This is a genomic window from Streptomyces sioyaensis, assembly GCF_004122735.1.
Classification (GTDB): Bacteria; Actinomycetota; Actinomycetes; order Streptomycetales; family Streptomycetaceae; genus Streptomyces; species Streptomyces sioyaensis.
This window is the reverse complement of sequence record NZ_SDIF01000140.1, coordinates 1-15,421: the sequence shown is the minus strand read 5'-3', so window position 1 is coordinate 15,421 and position 15,421 is coordinate 1. Positions and strand designations below refer to the sequence as shown.

The 15,421-nt window shown below is 71.3% G+C and carries 13 protein-coding genes, 1 pseudogene and 1 riboswitch; of the genes and pseudogenes, 10 read left to right on the top strand and 4 right to left on the bottom strand.

Annotated elements, in window-relative coordinates; all coding sequences use genetic code 11:
- The first annotated feature begins 12 nt into the window (after positions 1-12).
- The 3 genes from EST54_RS29840 to EST54_RS29830 all read left to right on the top strand — a co-directional run bounded on the left by EST54_RS29840 (position 13) and on the right by EST54_RS29830 (position 3,725).
- On the top strand, positions 13-1,950 hold the full coding sequence (locus EST54_RS29840) for a beta strand repeat-containing protein (protein WP_392567426.1): 1,938 nt from the start codon (positions 13-15) through the stop codon (positions 1,948-1,950).
- 135 nt (positions 1,951-2,085) lie between these two features.
- Positions 2,086-2,514, top strand: coding sequence for a hypothetical protein (locus EST54_RS29835; protein WP_129250825.1), 429 nt, complete (start codon positions 2,086-2,088; stop codon positions 2,512-2,514).
- A 17-nt stretch (positions 2,515-2,531) separates the two neighbouring features.
- Entirely contained in the window at positions 2,532-3,725 is a 1,194-nt protein-coding gene (locus EST54_RS29830) for a glutathionylspermidine synthase family protein (RefSeq protein WP_129250824.1), read from the top strand.
- A 34-nt stretch (positions 3,726-3,759) separates the two neighbouring features.
- Here the strand turns inward: EST54_RS29830 and EST54_RS29825 are convergent, their stop codons facing one another.
- The gene (locus tag EST54_RS29825; RefSeq protein WP_129250823.1) at positions 3,760-4,116 is read right to left on the bottom strand and encodes a hypothetical protein; all 357 of its coding nucleotides are present in this window, start codon (positions 4,114-4,116) and stop codon (positions 3,760-3,762) included.
- Between the two features lie 192 nt (positions 4,117-4,308).
- On the opposite strand from EST54_RS29825, the gene EST54_RS29820 reads away from it, so the two are divergent.
- Positions 4,309-5,649 carry a tetratricopeptide repeat protein gene (locus tag EST54_RS29820; protein ID WP_129250822.1) on the top strand — a complete coding sequence of 447 codons (1,341 nt, stop codon included), beginning with the start codon at positions 4,309-4,311 and terminating at the stop codon, positions 5,647-5,649.
- A 38-nt stretch (positions 5,650-5,687) separates the two neighbouring features.
- On the opposite strand, the gene rocD is transcribed toward EST54_RS29820, so the two are convergent.
- On the bottom strand, positions 5,688-6,893 hold the full coding sequence (gene rocD / locus EST54_RS29815; protein ID WP_129250821.1) for an ornithine--oxo-acid transaminase: 1,206 nt from the start codon (positions 6,891-6,893) through the stop codon (positions 5,688-5,690).
- 131 nt (positions 6,894-7,024) lie between these two features.
- Positions 7,025-7,116, top strand: a riboswitch (ZMP/ZTP riboswitch).
- Between the two features lie 42 nt (positions 7,117-7,158).
- Here rocD and EST54_RS29810 point away from each other — a divergent pair.
- Positions 7,159-8,445, top strand: coding sequence for a serine hydroxymethyltransferase (locus EST54_RS29810; protein WP_129250820.1), 1,287 nt, complete (start codon positions 7,159-7,161; stop codon positions 8,443-8,445).
- A gap of 43 nt (positions 8,446-8,488) precedes the next feature.
- Here the strand turns inward: EST54_RS29810 and EST54_RS29805 are convergent, their stop codons facing one another.
- Positions 8,489-9,766, bottom strand: coding sequence for a cytochrome P450 family protein (locus EST54_RS29805; RefSeq protein WP_129250819.1), 1,278 nt, complete (start codon positions 9,764-9,766; stop codon positions 8,489-8,491).
- A 311-nt stretch (positions 9,767-10,077) separates the two neighbouring features.
- Here EST54_RS29805 and trpS point away from each other — a divergent pair, with 311 nt between their 5' ends.
- From trpS to EST54_RS29790, 3 genes are all read left to right on the top strand, one after another.
- Positions 10,078-11,088, top strand: a complete 1,011-nt coding sequence (gene trpS, locus EST54_RS29800; protein WP_129250826.1) for a tryptophan--tRNA ligase — start codon at positions 10,078-10,080, stop codon at positions 11,086-11,088.
- Between the two features lie 183 nt (positions 11,089-11,271).
- Positions 11,272-11,856: a 2'-5' RNA ligase family protein gene (locus tag EST54_RS29795; RefSeq protein WP_129250818.1), complete on the top strand. Its 585-nt coding sequence runs from the start codon at positions 11,272-11,274 to the stop codon at positions 11,854-11,856.
- A 351-nt stretch (positions 11,857-12,207) separates the two neighbouring features.
- On the top strand, positions 12,208-13,206 hold the full coding sequence (locus EST54_RS29790) for a YihY/virulence factor BrkB family protein (protein WP_129250817.1): 999 nt from the start codon (positions 12,208-12,210) through the stop codon (positions 13,204-13,206).
- A 92-nt stretch (positions 13,207-13,298) separates the two neighbouring features.
- Here the strand turns inward: EST54_RS29790 and EST54_RS29785 are convergent, their stop codons facing one another.
- Positions 13,299-14,732: a D-alanyl-D-alanine carboxypeptidase family protein gene (locus EST54_RS29785; RefSeq protein WP_239012757.1), complete on the bottom strand. Its 1,434-nt coding sequence runs from the start codon at positions 14,730-14,732 to the stop codon at positions 13,299-13,301.
- 10 nt (positions 14,733-14,742) lie between these two features.
- On the opposite strand from EST54_RS29785, the gene EST54_RS29780 reads away from it, so the two are divergent.
- Entirely contained in the window at positions 14,743-15,051 is a 309-nt protein-coding gene (locus EST54_RS29780; RefSeq protein WP_129250815.1) for an SCO4848 family membrane protein, read from the top strand.
- Positions 15,052-15,073: 22 nt separating this feature from the next.
- Positions 15,074-15,421: pseudogene (locus EST54_RS29775) on the top strand (metallophosphoesterase); the annotation flags it as partial.

Below are 15,421 nucleotides of genomic sequence, written 5' to 3'. Positions count from 1 at the left end.
CCGACCGGCACGGTGACGTTCGTGGTGACGGGTGGTCCGACGCTGACCGGCACCCTTTCCGGGGGCACGGTGAGCGTCAGCACCACTGCGATCCCGGTCGGTACCAGCACCGTTACGGCGACGTACGGCGGTGACGGCAACTTCACCGGTTCCGCCGGCTCGGACACCCAGACGGTGACGCAGGCGGCGACGACCACGTCGGTCTCCTCGTCCCCGGACCCGTCCGTGGTCGGGCAGACGGTGACCTTCACGGCCACCGTGACGCCGGTGTCGCCGGGTGCGGGTACGCCGACCGGCACGGTGACGTTCTTCGCGACGAATGGTGACACCACCGTGAGCCTGACCGGCACCCTCAGTGGCGGGACGGTGAGTGTCAGCACCAATGGGCTGGTGACCGCCGGGACTTACAACGTCACCGCGACCTACAGCGGTGACGGCAACTTCACCGGCTCCAGCGGTACGGACACGCAGACGGTGACGCAGGCGGCGACGACGACTGCGGTGACGACGTCTCCGGACCCGTCGGTGTTCGGTCAGTCGGTGACCCTCACGGCCACCGTGGCGCCGGTGTCTCCGGGCGCGGGTACGCCGACGGGTACGGTCACGTTCGTGGTGACGGGTGGTCCGACGCTGACCGGCACCCTTTCCGGGGGCACGGTGAGCGTGAGCACGAGCGCCATCCCGGTCGGTACGCACACCGTCACTGCGACGTACGGCGGTGACGGCGACTTCACCGGCTCCAGTGGCTCGGACACGCAGACGGTGGTCCCGGCGTTGACGACCACGTCGGTCTCCTCGTCGCCGGACCCGTCCGTGGTCGGGCAGACGGTGACCTTCACGGCCACCGTGACGCCGGTGTCGCCGGGTGCGGGGACGCCCACCGGGACGGTCACGTTCCTCGCGACCGACGGTGTCACGACGGTGAGCCTGACCGGCACCCTCAGTGGCGGCACCGTCAGCGTCAGCACCAACGGACTGGTGACGGCCGGTGCCTACGCCGTCTCGGCGACGTACACCGGTGACGGGAACTTCGTCGGCTCCGTTGGCGCGGACACCCAGATCGTGGGCCAGGCGTCGACGACCACCTCGGTGAGTTCGTCGCCGGACCCGTCGGTGGTCGGGCAGTCGGTGTCCTTCACGGCCACCGTTGCACCGGTCGCGCCGGGTGCGGGCACTCCCACGGGAACCGTCACCTTCGTCATCACCGGTGGTCCGACACTGACCGGCACCCTCTCCGGGGGCACGGTCACCGTCAGCACCAGCGCACTCGACGCAGGGACGCACACCGTCACCGCGACCTACAGCGGTGACGCCAACTTCACTGCCTCCAGCGGCACCGACACCCAGACCGTGAACCAGGCGTCCACGACCACCACCGCCACCTCCTCGCCCGACCCCTCGACGTTCGGGCAGCTGGTGACCTTCACCGCGAACGTCGCTGTCAACTCGCCCGGGGCGGGCAGCCCGACCGGCACCGTCACCTTCGTCATCGACGGAGTCGGGGGCGGCACGCTGACCGGCACCGTCGTCGCGGGGGTCGCGACCGTCACCACCAACAGCCTGGGGGCAGGTACGCACAACGTCACCGCGACCTACAACGGCGACGCCAACTTCGCCGGCTCTGTCGGGACGGACACCCAGACAGTGAACCAGGCCTCGACACTCACCACGGCCACCTCGTTCCCCGACCCGTCCACGAGCGGGCAGACGGTCGGGTTCATCGCCTTCGTGTCGGCGCTGGCTCCCGGCAGCGGCATCCCGACCGGCACCGTCAACTTCACCATCACCGACGGTGTGACCACCGTGAACCTCCCCGGGACCCTGAACGGCAGTGGTGTCGCGACGGTCAGCGCCGCGCTCACGACGGGCGTCTACGTGGTCACGGCGAACTACACGGGAGACACGAACTTCGGAACCTCCACCGGCACCGACACCCAGACCGTCATCTAACCGTCCACTCCGATCCATAGCCACTCACTCACCGCACAGCGCCGGGCCGTCCGTAGGGGCGGTCCGGCGCCTTGCCGTGTGCCCCTAAGCTTGCTCCCCGTTCATACATATGGCCGAGTACGGGGGATGCAGGAAATGGCGGAGAAGGCACGGCGGCGACTGCGGTCGAGCACGGTGATCCTGGGCGGGATGGGCGCGCTGGCTGCCGCCCTGACGTCCTGCGGCTCCGAGCCCGACAAGCGCTGCGTGGACCGCAACAGCTACGACACGCTCAAGGGCTACCGCATCGTCGAGGCCAAGAACTGCTCGGCGGGCGGCGGCTCGTCCTCCACGAGCGGCACCACGAGTGGCACGACGACCGGCAAGTACGGCAAGAGCGGGCGCGGCGGCGGGACCGGCCGGCAGCCGGTGGACGCCCAGTGGTACTACGACCCGGGCAACTCCGGGGGGAAGTACGCCGACGACGGCACCTTCAGCCGGGCCACGGCCGTCAACCGCGGCGGTTTCGGCTGCTCGGGATCGCACGGCAGCGGCGGCGGCCGGCACGGCTCCTTCGGCGGCTGAGCGGACGCCGCGGCACCATGGAACGCCACACCATCGAGCCCCGCCCCGGCTGGCAGCAGACCGTGGAGGCGCAGGGGCTGATCTACCCGCTCACCCGCTACCCGGACGATTCGCTGCGCCCGTACTGGGACGAGAGCGCGTACTACGCGTTCACCCTCCCCGAGGTCGAGGCCCTGGAGGAGGTCGTCGAAGAGCTGCACGGCATGTGCCTGGCCGCGGCCGCGCACATCGTCGAACGCGACCGCTTCGCCGACCTCGGCATCGACGACCCCCGGCTGGCCGCCCTGGTCGCCGAGTCCTGGCGCCGGCGCGACGAACTCCCCTCCCTCTACGGGCGGTTCGACCTGCACTACGACGGCACCGGCCCGGCCAAGATGCTGGAGTACAACGCCGATACGCCGACCTCGCTGGTCGAGGCCGCGAGCCCGCAGTGGTTCTGGATGGAGGAGCGCTTCCCGGGCGCCGACCAGTGGAACTCGCTGCACGAGCGGCTGGTGGCGGCCTGGAAGCGGCAGGCCCCGCTGCTGCCGCCCGGTGCGCCGCTGCACTTCGCGCACTCCGCGGGCGACGAGCTCGGCGAGGACCTGATGACCGTCGCGTATCTGGAGGAGACGGCGCAGCAGGCGGGCCTGGAAACGGTCGCCATCCCGGTGGAGGACATCGGCTGGGACCGGCTCTCCGGCCGCTTCGTCGACCAGCGGCTGCGCTTCATACGGGCCTGCTTCAAGCTCTACCCGTGGGAGTGGCTGGCCGGCGACGACTTCGGCCCGTACGTCCTGGACACGCTCGACAACGGCGGCGGCACCGGCTCCACCCTCTGGATCGAGCCCGCCTGGAAGATGCTGCTCTCCAACAAGGCGCTGCTGGCGGTCCTGTGGGAGCTGTTCCCGGGCCATCCGAATCTGCTGCCCGCCTACCTCGACGGCCCGCGCGAACTGGCCCGCACCCGCGGCTACGCCGCCAAGCCGCTGCTGGGCCGCGAGGGCGCCGGGGTCACCCTGCACGAGCCGGGTGCCGCGCCGGTGCCGCGCGGCGCCGACGACCCCTGCTGCTACCAGGAGTTGGCCCCCCTGCCGGACTTCGACGGCAACCGTGTCGTCCTCGGCGCCTGGGTCGTCGAGGACGAGGCGGCCGGCCTCGGCATCCGCGAGTCCGCGGGGCCGGTCACCGACGAGTACGCGCGGTTCGTGCCGCATGTGATCCGCACATAGGCCACCCCGTGCGCGCGGCCAGGCGGCGCCCGCCTCATCCGAACGCCTCCGCCGGAAGTCGGGGCCCTTCGCCGTCGGCATCGTCGGGGACGTCGTGGCCGAGGGCGGCCAGGCGTCCGCCCCGGCTCTCGGCCACCCGGCGCACATCGGCAAGGGACGCGGTCAATTCAACGGCCAGAAGGTGCAGTTCCCCGGGCGTCCACGTCCGATCGGCAAGCAGTTGGCGGGCTTCGTCGATGAGATCGTCGGCCGAGCTGAGCTGCTCTTCCTCCATCTGGTCGGCGATGCGGGAGACGTATCCGGCCCCGTCGCCTACCAGGAAGCACGGTTTCCCGTCCGGGCCGGTCCACGGCAGCAGCCGGACGAAGACCCTCGCTGTAGCGTTGGGCATGTCGTCAACTCCTTGTAGTTGAGGGCCACGCCCCCGGGCCGTCCACCACGGTCGCGGGGGTCCTCTTGTGGTCTCGCGAGGAGGGCCTTCCTCGCTCTGGGCAACCGCTCCGCTACACCCAGCGGTACGGTGGCACTGGAAGCGGCTTTTAAGAGCTTTAAGCGCTCGTGCACACCGGGGAGTTGAGGGCTGATGGGCACTCGGGAACCGAACCGGCACCTTGAACGGCTTTACCGGCAGACCGGCTGGACGCTGCGGCAGTTCGTCCAGGCCGTGAACCGCATCGGCACCGAGCGAGGAACCCCGCTCAAGTACCGCGAGCCGTCGGCTCATCAGTGGTGTCAAGGGCACCTGCCGAAGGAGCAGGTCAGGCCGCTGATCGTGGAGGCCTTGGCGCGGAAGCTGGGACGTCCGGTCACCCAAGCCGAGGTTGGGTTCCCGCCCGTTGTCGGTAGCTCGGCCGCCGCTCCCGGCGCGGTTGAAGGGCTGATCGATCTCGGTAGGGGAGACATGGATCCCTCGCGCCGCAGCATCCTCGGTATAAGCCTCTTCTCCGTTGCGCTGACCGTGCCCAATTGGCCGGATGTGGTGGGACGGATGGAAGCCGTTCAAACCGGCCGAACTCGGCGCATCGGCATGCCGGATGTTCACACGGTCACCGCCATGACCGAACGGATCTCGGAACTCGACGACCAATTCGGTGGACGCCACGCCCGCCCCATGGCTGCGGCATTTCTGGTCAACACGGTGGCGCCGTATCTACGGGCTGATGCGCCGGAATCGGTACGCAAGGCGATGATGTCGGCAGCCTCCGACCTGTGCTATCTCACCGGATACATGGCTGTGGATGAGGGGGTGGAAGGACTGGGGCAGAAGTATTACCTGAAGGCATTGGAACTGGCCGGCGCCTCTGAGGACCACCTCACGTATTGCACGACACTGCGGGGGATGAGTGTGCAGGCAGTTGACCTGGGGCACGGCCGTGAAGCCATGCGACTGGCCGATGCTGCTGCCGCCGCCTCTCCGCAAGCGGGCCCGCGTATGAACGCCTTCCTTGCGGGGCAGCAGGCACACGCCGCTGCGCAAACAGGAGACCGCCACAAGGCACTGGCGCATCTGAATGAGGCCGAAATTTCCATGGAAAAGGCCGAGGCGCGAGCGAAGGCCTTCGGCTCCTATGATCCCTCATCTCTGCACTACCACATCAGTCACGTTCGCCACGAGTTGGGGGACCTTCCCGGAGCCGTTGCGGCGATGCGGGAATCGGACAGGTTGTGCTACGACATCTACCGCCGGTCCCGGGTGAAGGAACGGGCCACACTCGCCGAGTTCCAGCTTGAGGTGGGGCACCTGGAAGCGGCTTGTGCGACATGGAATGAAGCGCTGGACGAATATCCCCTGGTGCAAAGCGGGAGGGTGGACCGGCGCATGGGGAAAATGTTCCAACTGATCCGCCCCCACCTCAAGCACCCCGCCGCCCGGGAACTCCACGAACGTGCCCGGCTCGTCACCCCGGCCTCGCTCCTGGCCTAGGAGGACGGCACCGGGCCCGCTGCACGCTCGCCCCCGCCTCACCTCTCCAGTACGCCCCGCAGCTGGTCGAGCCCCCAGTCCAGGTCCTCCTTGCTGATGACCAGCGGCGGGGCGAGCCGGATCGTTGCGCCGTGGGTGTCCTTGACCAGGACCCCGCGCGTCATCAGCTGTTCGGAGACGGAGCGGCCGGTGCCTCGGGACGGGTTGATGTCCACGCCGGCCCACAGGCCGCGGCCGCGGACCGCGTCCACCGTGCCGTCGCCCACCAGCAGCCCCAGCTCGCCGTGCAGATGCTCGCCCAACTCCGTTGCCCGCTGCTGGAATTCGCCGGTGCGCAGCATCGCGATGACCTCCAGGGCCACCGCGCAGGCGAGGGGGTTGCCGCCGAACGTCGAGCCGTGCTCGCCGGGTGCGAAGACGCCCAGCACCTCGCGCGAGGAGACCACCGCCGAGACCGGCACCACCCCGCCGCCCAGCGCCTTGCCCAGGACGTACATGTCCGGGACCACGTCCTCGTGCTCACAGGCGAAGGTCCGGCCCGTACGCCCCAGGCCCGACTGGATCTCATCGGCGATGAACAGCACGTTCCGGCTGCGGGTCAGCTCCCGTACGCCCGCCAGATAGCCCGGCGGCGGTACCAGGACGCCCGCCTCGCCCTGGATCGGCTCCAGGAGAACGGCGACGGTGTCGGCGTCGACGGCCGCCTCCAGCGCCGCCAGGTCGCCGAAGGGGACGATCTCGAAGCCGGGGGTGTACGGGCCGAAGTCGGCGCGCGCCTCGGGGTCGGTGGAGAAGGAGACGAGGGTCGTGGTGCGGCCGTGGAAGTTGTGGTCGGCGACGATGATCTTCGCCTGGCCGTCCGGGACGCCCTTGACCCGGTAGCCCCACTTGCGGGCCGTCTTGATCGCGGTTTCGACCGCCTCGGCGCCGGTGTTCATCGGCAGGACGAGTTCCATGCCGCACAGCTGGGCCAGCTGGGTGCAGAAGTCGCCGAACCGGTCGTGGTGGAAGGCGCGGGAGGTGAGGGTGACCCGCTCCAGTTGGGCCTTGGCCGCGTCGAGCAGGCGGCGGTTGCCGTGCCCGAAGTTCAGCGCGGAGTAGCCGGCGAGCATGTCCAGATAGCGTCGGCCGTCCACATCCGTCACCCAGGCACCCTCGGCGGAGGCCACGACGACGGGCAGCGGGTGGTAGTTGTGCGCGCTGTGGGCCTCGGCGGCGGCGAGGAAGCGTTCCGTGGACGTCACCGGTGACTCCGTTCGGTAGGCCGTGCGGGGCGCGGGCGCTGCCGCGTCCCTCTCCATTGTTGCGCCCGGCCGGACCGACCGGACCTGCGATGTTTCGCCGGCTCGGGGGGCCGGGGTGTCCTACACTCTGCGGTGCACATCGCGACTGGCGTACGGGGAAGCAACCTCGAGGAAGCGGTGTGCGGGAAACCTCACGAGGTGCCGCCCCGCCTGGGCACCCCGGGACCACGACCGGAACCACCGATCGACCGCCCCGGAGGACACCATGTCACTGGCTCCCACGTCACAGCCCCTTCCGCATGCCGCGCTGAGCGCCGCCGACCCCGAACTGGCCGCGCTGGTCGGCGCCGAGGAGCAGCTCCAGGCCGACACCCTGCGGCTGATCCCCAGCGAGAACTACGTCTCCGCCGCCGTCCTGGAAGCCACCGGCACCGTCCTGCAGAACAAGTACAGCGAGGGGTACGCGGGCCGTCGCTACTACGAAGGCCAGCAGAACATCGACCGGGTCGAGACGCTGGCCGTCGAGCGCGCCAAGGCCGTCTTCGGCGTGGAGCACGCCAACGTCCAGCCGTACTCCGGCTCGCCCGCCAACCTCGCCGCCTACCTTGCCTTCGCCGAGCCCGGCGACACCGTGCTGGGCATGGCGCTGCCGATGGGCGGCCACCTCACCCATGGCTGGGGCGTCTCGGCGACCGGCCGGTGGTTCCGCGGGGTGCAGTACGGCGTCCGGCCCGGCAGCGCGCTGATCGACTTCGACGAGGTGCGCGACCTGGCCCGCAAGGAACGCCCGAAGATCATCTTCTGTGGCGGTACCGCCGTGCCGCGCACCATCGACTTCGCCGCCTTCGGCGAGATCGCACGGGAGGTCGACGCCGTACTCGTGGCGGACATCGCCCATATCGCCGGTCTGGTCGCGGGCGGCGCCCACCCGTCGCCCGTACCGCACGCGGACGTGATCTCCACGACCACGCACAAGACCCTGCGCGGGCCGCGCGGCGCGATGCTGATGTCCCGGGCGAGCCACGCCAAGGCCCTCGACAAGGCGGTCTTCCCGGGTCTCCAGGGCGGCCCGCACAACCACACCACCGCCGCCATCGCGGTCGCCCTGCACGAGGCGGCCGCCCCGTCCTTCCGGGACTACGCCCATGCCGTCGTCGCCAACGCCAGGGCGCTCGCCGAGGCGCTGCTGGCCCGCGGCTACGACCTGGTCTCCGGCGGCACCGACAACCACCTGGTGCTGATCGACCTGACCTCCAAGGACGTCCCCGGCAAGGTCGCCGCCAAGGCCCTGGACCGGGCCGGCATCGTCGTCAACTACAACACCGTTCCCTTCGACCCCCGCAAGCCCTTCGACCCCTCCGGCATCCGCATCGGCACCCCCTCCCTCACCTCCCGCGGACTGGGCACGGACCGGATGCCGCTGGTCGCCGAGTGGATCGACCGGAGCGTGACGGCCGCGGCCAAGGGCGACGAGGACGCGCTGGCGGTGATCCGCGGCGAGGTCGCGGAGTTGCTGGCCGGCTACCCGGCGCCGGGGCTGCCGACGGACTGACGCCGCGACTCCACGGCGCCCCGCCCGGCTCACCGGCCCGTGATCAGCCGGTGAGCCGGACCGGCAGCACCTGGATGCTGTTGCTGAGGAAGCTCGGGTGCGCCGGCAGCTCCGCGTCCGGGACGGCGAGGTCCAGCGCCGGATAGCGGGTGAAAAGCGCCTGGAGGGCCACGGTCGCCTCCAGCCGGGCCAGCGGCGCGCCCGGGCAGTAGTGCGAGCCGTGGCCGAAGGACAGGTGCCGGGCGGCGGGCCGCCGGGTGACGTCGAACCGGTCCGCGTCGGCCCCGTAGGCGTCCGGATCACGGCCGGCCGCCGAGTAGGAGGCCAGCATCGGGGTGCCGCGCGGGACGAGGGTGCCGCCGATCTCCAGGTCCCGGACCGGGTAGCGGAACGGGAAGTGGGCGACGGGGCTGTCGTGGCGCAGGGTCTCCTCGACCACGTCGTCCCAGGTGGCCCGCCCGTTCCGCACCAGCTCCAGTTGTCCGCGGTCGGTGCACAGGGCCCGGACCGCGTTGGTGATCAGATTGAGCGTGGTCTCGTGCCCGGCGATGGTCAGCGACAGCAGGGTGCCGACCAGCTCCCGCGCGCTCAGCCGGTCGCCGTCCTCCTCCTGGGCGGCGAGCAGTGCGCTGGTCAGATCGTCACCGGGGTCCGCCCGCCGGGCCTCGGCGACCTCCGTGAGGAGGGCGGTGATCTCACGGTTGACGGCCAGCACCTCGGCCGCGGTGCCGGCCGTGCTCACGATCAGGTTCGACAGCTCGTGCAGCCGGTCGCGTAACTCGGCCGCCACCCCCAGCAGTTCGCAGATCACGCTCATCGGCAGCGGATAGGCGAAGTGCCGGCGCAGATCCACCGTGCCGTCGGCGTCCGCGGCCGGCGGCAGCGCGTCGAGCAGCCCGGCCGTCAGCTCCGCGATCCGGGGCCGCAGCGCCGCCACCCGCCGCCCGGTGAACACCTGGGTCACCAGCCCGCGCAGCCGCCGGTGATCGGCCCCGTCGGCGGTCGTCATGCCCTCGATGGTGGCGAAGAGGGCCAGCGGCCAGCCGGGCGGCACCGTGCCGTCGTGCAGGGCGGTGAAGTGGCAGGCGTTCTTGGCGACTTCGGGGTGCGCCAGCATCTCGCGCAGCGCCTCGTGGCGGGTGACGGTGACCGCGGGCACGTCCCCGGGCAGCAGCACCGGCACCACCGGCCCGGCCTCCCGCAGCCGGGCGTCGGCCGCGGCCCGGCCGGTGCCGCCGGGGTCGAGCCGGTGCGGCTCCGGGTCGGATCGTGCGGGGCAGGCGGCGTCGGCCGGGGGCGCGGGGCGGTGGGCGTCGGTCATCGCGGTCCTCACAGAGTGGGGAGGAAGAGCCGGGTCGGTGTACCGGGGCCGCGCGGCGCGGGCCACGGTGCGGGGCCCACGATTCCAGCTGCCGGCCGCCGCGAACAGGCCGCCGCGGCCCGGCCCCCGGGCCGCCCGCCGTCCGGCCCGCCGTCCCGTCCGCGCGGCCGGGACCGCCGCCGGGACCGCGGCCGCGCCCCCGCTTGTGCCACCACGCGCCTCGGCGCCCTTGTGGACCTGAGACAATCGGTGCCATGGCTCTCGATCGCCCGACTGTCGCCCACCACCACCCCCAGGGGAATGGCTCCGCCATGCAGCGTCTTCCGCGTGTGCTCTCCGGCATTCAGCCCACCGCCGGCTCCTTCCACCTCGGTAATTACCTCGGTGCGGTGCGCCAGTGGGTGGCCCTGCAGGAGTCCCACGACGCCTTCTACATGGTGGTCGACCTGCACGCGATCACCGTCCCGCAGGACCCGGCGGAGCTGCGCCGCAACACCCGGGTCGCGGCCGCCCAGCTGCTGGCCGCCGGCCTCGACCCGGAGCGCTGCACGCTCTTCGTCCAGAGCCATGTGCCCGAGCACGCCCAGCTCGCCTGGGTCATGAACTGCGTCACCGGCTTCGGTGAGGCCTCGCGGATGACCCAGTTCAAGGACAAGTCGGCCAAGCAGGGCGCGGACCGTACGACGGTGGGCCTGTTCACCTACCCCGTGCTGATGGTCGCCGACATCCTCCTCTACCAGGCCGACCAGGTCCCGGTCGGCGAGGACCAGCGCCAGCACCTGGAGCTGACCCGCGATCTCGCGGACCGCTTCAACACCCGCTTCGGCGACACCTTCACGATCCCGAACCCGTACATCGTCAAGGAGACGGCGAAGATCTTCGATCTTCAGGACCCGTCGATCAAGATGAGCAAGTCCGCCTCCTCGCCCAAGGGCATCGTCGACCTGCTCGACGACCCCAAGGTCACCGCGAAGAAGGTCAAGAGCGCGGTCACGGACACCGACACGGTCATCCGCTTCGACCGCGAGGCCAAGCCGGGCGTCAGCAACCTCCTGACGATCCTCTCCACGCTCACCGACACCTCCGTCCCGGACCTGGAGCGGTCGTACGAGGGCAAGATGTACGGCGCCCTCAAGACGGATCTCGCCGAGGCGATGGTCGATTTCGTCACACCGTTCCGCAACCGTACGCAGGAATACCTCGACGATCCCGAGACCCTGGACGCGATCCTGGCCAAGGGTGCGGAGAAGGCCCGCGCGGTCGCCGCCGAGACCCTCGCCACCACCTATGACCGGCTCGGATTGCTGCCGGCGAAGCACTGAAGGGACCGTCCGCGGGACGGGCCTGCTCCGGCCGCGCGGGCCGGCCGGAGCCCGGTGGATCCAGCGCCCGAAGCCCGGGGATCCGCTTGTCACAGGAGCGGGGGACGCTCCCCGCAACGGGTGCCCACCCGGCACACTAAGAGGGTGCGCGAGCGCCGCACACACGTCAGGAGGGAGAACACAGTGGGGACCGTAACGCTGGGCGTTTCGATCGCGGTCCCGGAGCCTTACGGCAGCTTCCTCCAGAGGCAGCGCGAGGGCTTCGGGGACCCTGCCGCACCGGGTATCCCCACGCACATCACCCTCCTCCCGCCGACGGAGGTCCCCGCCGGGGCGCTGCCCGGCATCGAACGCCACCTCGCCGAGGTCGCGGCCGGCTTCCGCCCCTTCCCGCTCCGCCTGGAGGGCACCGGCACCTTCCGCCCGCTCTCCCCGGTGGTCTACGTGAAGGTCACCGAGGGCGAGGCGGGCTGCACCGCGCTCCAGGCCCGCATCCGCGCCGCCTCCGGCCCGTGCGCCCGCGAGCTGCAGTTCCCGTACCACCCGCATGTCACCGTCGCCCACAACATCGCCGACGCGGACATGGACCGCGCCCAGGCCGGCCTGCGGGACTTCTCCGCGACCTGGACCATCGGCGGCTTCGCGCTCTACGAGCAGGGCGCGGACGAGGTGTGGCGCCTGGAGCAGGAGTTCCCCTTCCCGCCGCAGACGGCCGGCGTCCCGCGCCAGGCCGCCGATCTCTCCCGGCCGCCCGCGCCGTCCTGCTGACGCCCGCCGCGCCGGCGATCGGTGCGTCCGCCGCGGCCCGGACGGGCGGTGCCGTACCCGATGGCCGACCGGGACGTATGCACACGGCCCTTTCCGGGGTACCCGGACGCTAGGGCGTGTCTCCCCGGTCTCCGTGGGCCTGCGCCGTCTGGCACCGCCCCTCGCGGCGTTGTCGCATCACCCACGGACGCCCAGTCCGCGGGAGATGCTCCGCCTTGCGATGCACGGCACCAGACGGCGCAGGCCAATCCACGGAGATCGGGGAGACACCCCCTAGTGTTCCGGTCAGCCGGGGCACCGGCCGGAAGATCCAGCCCGGGCCGGCGGGCGCGTGGGCACGAGGGGAATGCCATGGACTGGTTGCGCACACTGCCGGTGATCGGACCGCTCATCGGCCGGCTGATGACCACTCACCTCTGGCGCGCCTACGAGCGGATGCTCCGGGTGCACTGGACCCGGCTCGCCGCCGCGATCACCTTCACCAGCTTCGTGGCCCTCTTCCCGCTGCTCACCGTCGCCGCCGCGATCGGCGCCGCACTCCTCAGCGACGCCCGGCTGCACACGCTGGAGGGCAAGATCGCCGAACAGCTCCCCGGCCTCGCGGGTCAGCTCGACATCTCCGGGCTCGTCGCCCACGCCACCACCGTCGGCCTGGTCGCCGGTGCCGCCCTGCTGCTCACCGGCATCGGCTGGGTCGACTCGCTGCGCGACTGCCTGCGTGCCGTATGGGAGAAGCCCGACGAGGAGATCAACTTCTTCCTCGGCAAGCTCCGGGACGGCGCGCTGCTGCTCGGGGTCGGCGGCGTCGCCGTGCTCTCCCTCGCCTGCTCGACCTTCGCGTCCGCCGCGGTGGGCAAGGTGGCCGAGGTGATCGGCCTGTCGGAGGGCGGCGTCGGCAGCGTCCTGCTCTCGGCGGCGGGGTTCGTCATCGCCGTCCTCGCGGACTTCCTGCTGCTCGCCTACATACTGACCCGGCTCGCCGGCGTCCATCCGCCCAGGCGCTCCGTCGTGGTCGCCGGACTCCTCGGCGCGATCGGCTTCGAAGTGCTGAAACTGCTGATCAGCGGCTATCTCCAGGGCGTCGCCGCCCGGAGCATGTACGGCGCCTTCGGCACCCCGGTCGCGCTGCTGCTGTGGATCAACTTCACCGCGAAGCTGCTGGTGTACTGCGCTTCCTGGACGGCCACCGAGGCGGAGAAGCACACGGTGGGCGAGGACCTCAAGGTGCGGGAGGGGCCGGACGAAGCCCCGGCGCAGGAACGGCCGGACGGGCCGGAGGACAAGGAAGAGCTGGAGGGCAGGGAGCGGCCGGAGGGCGGAGAGGGGCCGCGGCGCCCCCGGGCGGCCTGACGCCACCCGCCCTACGGTCCCGCGTGCCGACGGAGGCCGGCCCGCGGCCCGCCTCCGTCACCCGGCCCGCCTCCGTACGGCCCGGCGCCCGGTCACTTACCGGCCCGGCGCCCCCGTACCCGCTCCGGCAGCGGACGGCGGCGGTGCACGGCGAAGGCCACCGCGCCCAGCAGCGCCAGGGTCCCGCCGGCGACGCCCACCGCGGTCCAGGCGCCGCCCGCACCGCCGGAGCTGTCCAGCGAGGCCTGGTTGTTGTCGTGCGCACCCTTCTTGTCCTTGGGGCCCACGGCGCCCCTGCCGTCGTCCTCGCTGCGGGGGCCGACGAGCCGGCCGACCGGTTCCACCTTGTCGGCCGCCGCGAAGCCCCAGTCGAGCAGCTTGGCGGCCTCCCGGTACCCCTCGTTGTGCTCCCGCTTCTCCGGGTGCATGACCGTGACGAGCAGCTTGCGGTCACCGCGCTGGGCGACACCGGTGAAGGTGGAGCCGGCGTTGGTGGTCGAGCCGTTCTTCACCCCCGCGATCCCCGGGTACGGCTTCATGTCGAAGTCGCCGCTGAGCAGCCGGTTGGTGTTCTGGATGCCGAACGAGGCGCGCTTGCCGTTCTTGCCCTTGTCCCCGGGGAACTGGGCACTGGCCGTCGAGCAGTACTCGCGGAAGTCGGCGTTCTGCAGTCCCGCCCGGGCGAAGAGGCTCAGGTCGTACGCGCTGGAGACCTGGCCCGGCGCGTCATAGCCGTCCGGCGTCACCACATGCGTATCGGTGGCGTTCAGCTCCTTGGCCCGCTGCTGCATCTGGGCGACGGTGGTCTTCGTCCCGCCGTTCATCGCCGACAGCGTGTGCACCGCGTCGTTGCCGGACCGCAGGAAGACCCCCAGCCACAGGTCATGGACCGTGTAGCTCAGGTTCTCCTTTATCCCCACCAGGCTGCTGCCGATGCCCATGCCCGCCAGATCGGCGGGCTTGACCGTGTGCTTCTGGTCCTTCGGGAACTTCGGCAGCACCGTGTCGGCGAACAGCATCTTCAGCGTGCTGGCCGGCGCGAGCCGCCAGTGCGGGTTCTTGGCGGCCAGCACCTTGCCGGACTCCGCGTCCGACACGATCCAGGAGCGGGCGGTCAGCGCGTCCGGCCCGGGCAGCTTCGGGGCACCGGGCTTCGGCGCCACCTGGACGCCGGGCGCACCCAGTCGGTCCCCGCCGATCTGCGACATCTTCGCCGGCGGCGCGGGAGCCTTGGGATCGGCGTACGCGGTGCCGGCCAGCAGCGGCGAGGCCACCAGCCCGGAGACGGCCAGGGTGGCGGCGGTACGCAGGCGGAAGCCCGGACGCGCCGCGCGCGTCGCGGTGGCGGACGGGGCAGTCGGAGCGGATGTGGCGGACGGGGCGGCCAGAGCGGTCGGGTCGGTGGAAGCCGTGGAAGCACAGGAGGTCGTCGGCACGTCGGTGAACGTACCCGGCTTTGCCCGCGACGCCGACAGCACCCCACGGAAGAGTGCCCCTGTCGCCCGCCGGATGGAGCCGCTGCCCATACTGGGATCTATGAAGCTCTCTCGCCCCGTGTCCTGGTTCCTGCTCGCCTTCGGGGTGTGGAGCTGGTTCATCTGGATCACTTTCGTCAAAAACCTCTGGAAGGACGGGAGCGGTCTCGCCTTCGACGACGCGGGTGACCCGACCGCCTACTTCTGGGTCCATCTCCTGCTCGCGGTGGCGTCCTTTCTCTTGGGGACGGTGATTGGTGTGATCGGGTTCCGCGGAGTCCGCGCACTGCGCCGCGAGGCCGCCGCCGACCCCGCCGACACCGCTGACCAGTCCGTCTCTCCTTCCTCGTCTTCCTCATCCGCCTCCTGACCGACGGGAACGGGGAGTCGCCGTGATCTTCGCGCTGATCGTGGTCCCGGTCCTCGGACTGTTCTTCGGCGTGCACCGCTATCTGTGGTGCCGGCTGGTCCGTGACACCACGAAACCCGGCAGCCGGCCCCGCGGCGCGGGCACCGCGGCCGCCTTCGTCCTCCCGCTGACCGCCCTCGCCGCCCTGCTGTCCGGCCCGGCCGGCGTTCCCTTCCCCGTCCAGCAGATCCTGGCCTGGCCCGGCTACCTGTGGCTGGCCATGGTGCTGTATCTCACACTGGCGCTGCTGGTGGGAGAGGTCGTCCGGGCGGTGGGGTTGTGGGCCCTGCGCCGCCGCGAGACCGCGGAACCCGACCCGCCGGCCCCCGCC

Coding starts and splice junctions, on each gene's coding strand:
- EST54_RS29835 (WP_129250825.1), top strand. CDS start 2,086: ATGGCGGAGAAGGCACGGCGGCGACTGCGGTCGAGCACGGTGATCCTG.
- EST54_RS29830 (WP_129250824.1), top strand. CDS start 2,532: ATGGAACGCCACACCATCGAGCCCCGCCCCGGCTGGCAGCAGACCGTG.
- EST54_RS29825 (WP_129250823.1), bottom strand. CDS start 4,116: ATGCCCAACGCTACAGCGAGGGTCTTCGTCCGGCTGCTGCCGTGGACC.
- EST54_RS29820 (WP_129250822.1), top strand. CDS start 4,309: ATGGGCACTCGGGAACCGAACCGGCACCTTGAACGGCTTTACCGGCAG.
- EST54_RS29810 (WP_129250820.1), top strand. CDS start 7,159: ATGTCACTGGCTCCCACGTCACAGCCCCTTCCGCATGCCGCGCTGAGC.
- EST54_RS29805 (WP_129250819.1), bottom strand. CDS start 9,766: ATGACCGACGCCCACCGCCCCGCGCCCCCGGCCGACGCCGCCTGCCCC.
- trpS (WP_129250826.1), top strand. CDS start 10,078: ATGCAGCGTCTTCCGCGTGTGCTCTCCGGCATTCAGCCCACCGCCGGC.
- EST54_RS29790 (WP_129250817.1), top strand. CDS start 12,208: ATGGACTGGTTGCGCACACTGCCGGTGATCGGACCGCTCATCGGCCGG.
- EST54_RS29785 (WP_239012757.1), bottom strand. CDS start 14,732: ATGGGCAGCGGCTCCATCCGGCGGGCGACAGGGGCACTCTTCCGTGGG.
- EST54_RS29780 (WP_129250815.1), top strand. CDS start 14,743: ATGAAGCTCTCTCGCCCCGTGTCCTGGTTCCTGCTCGCCTTCGGGGTG.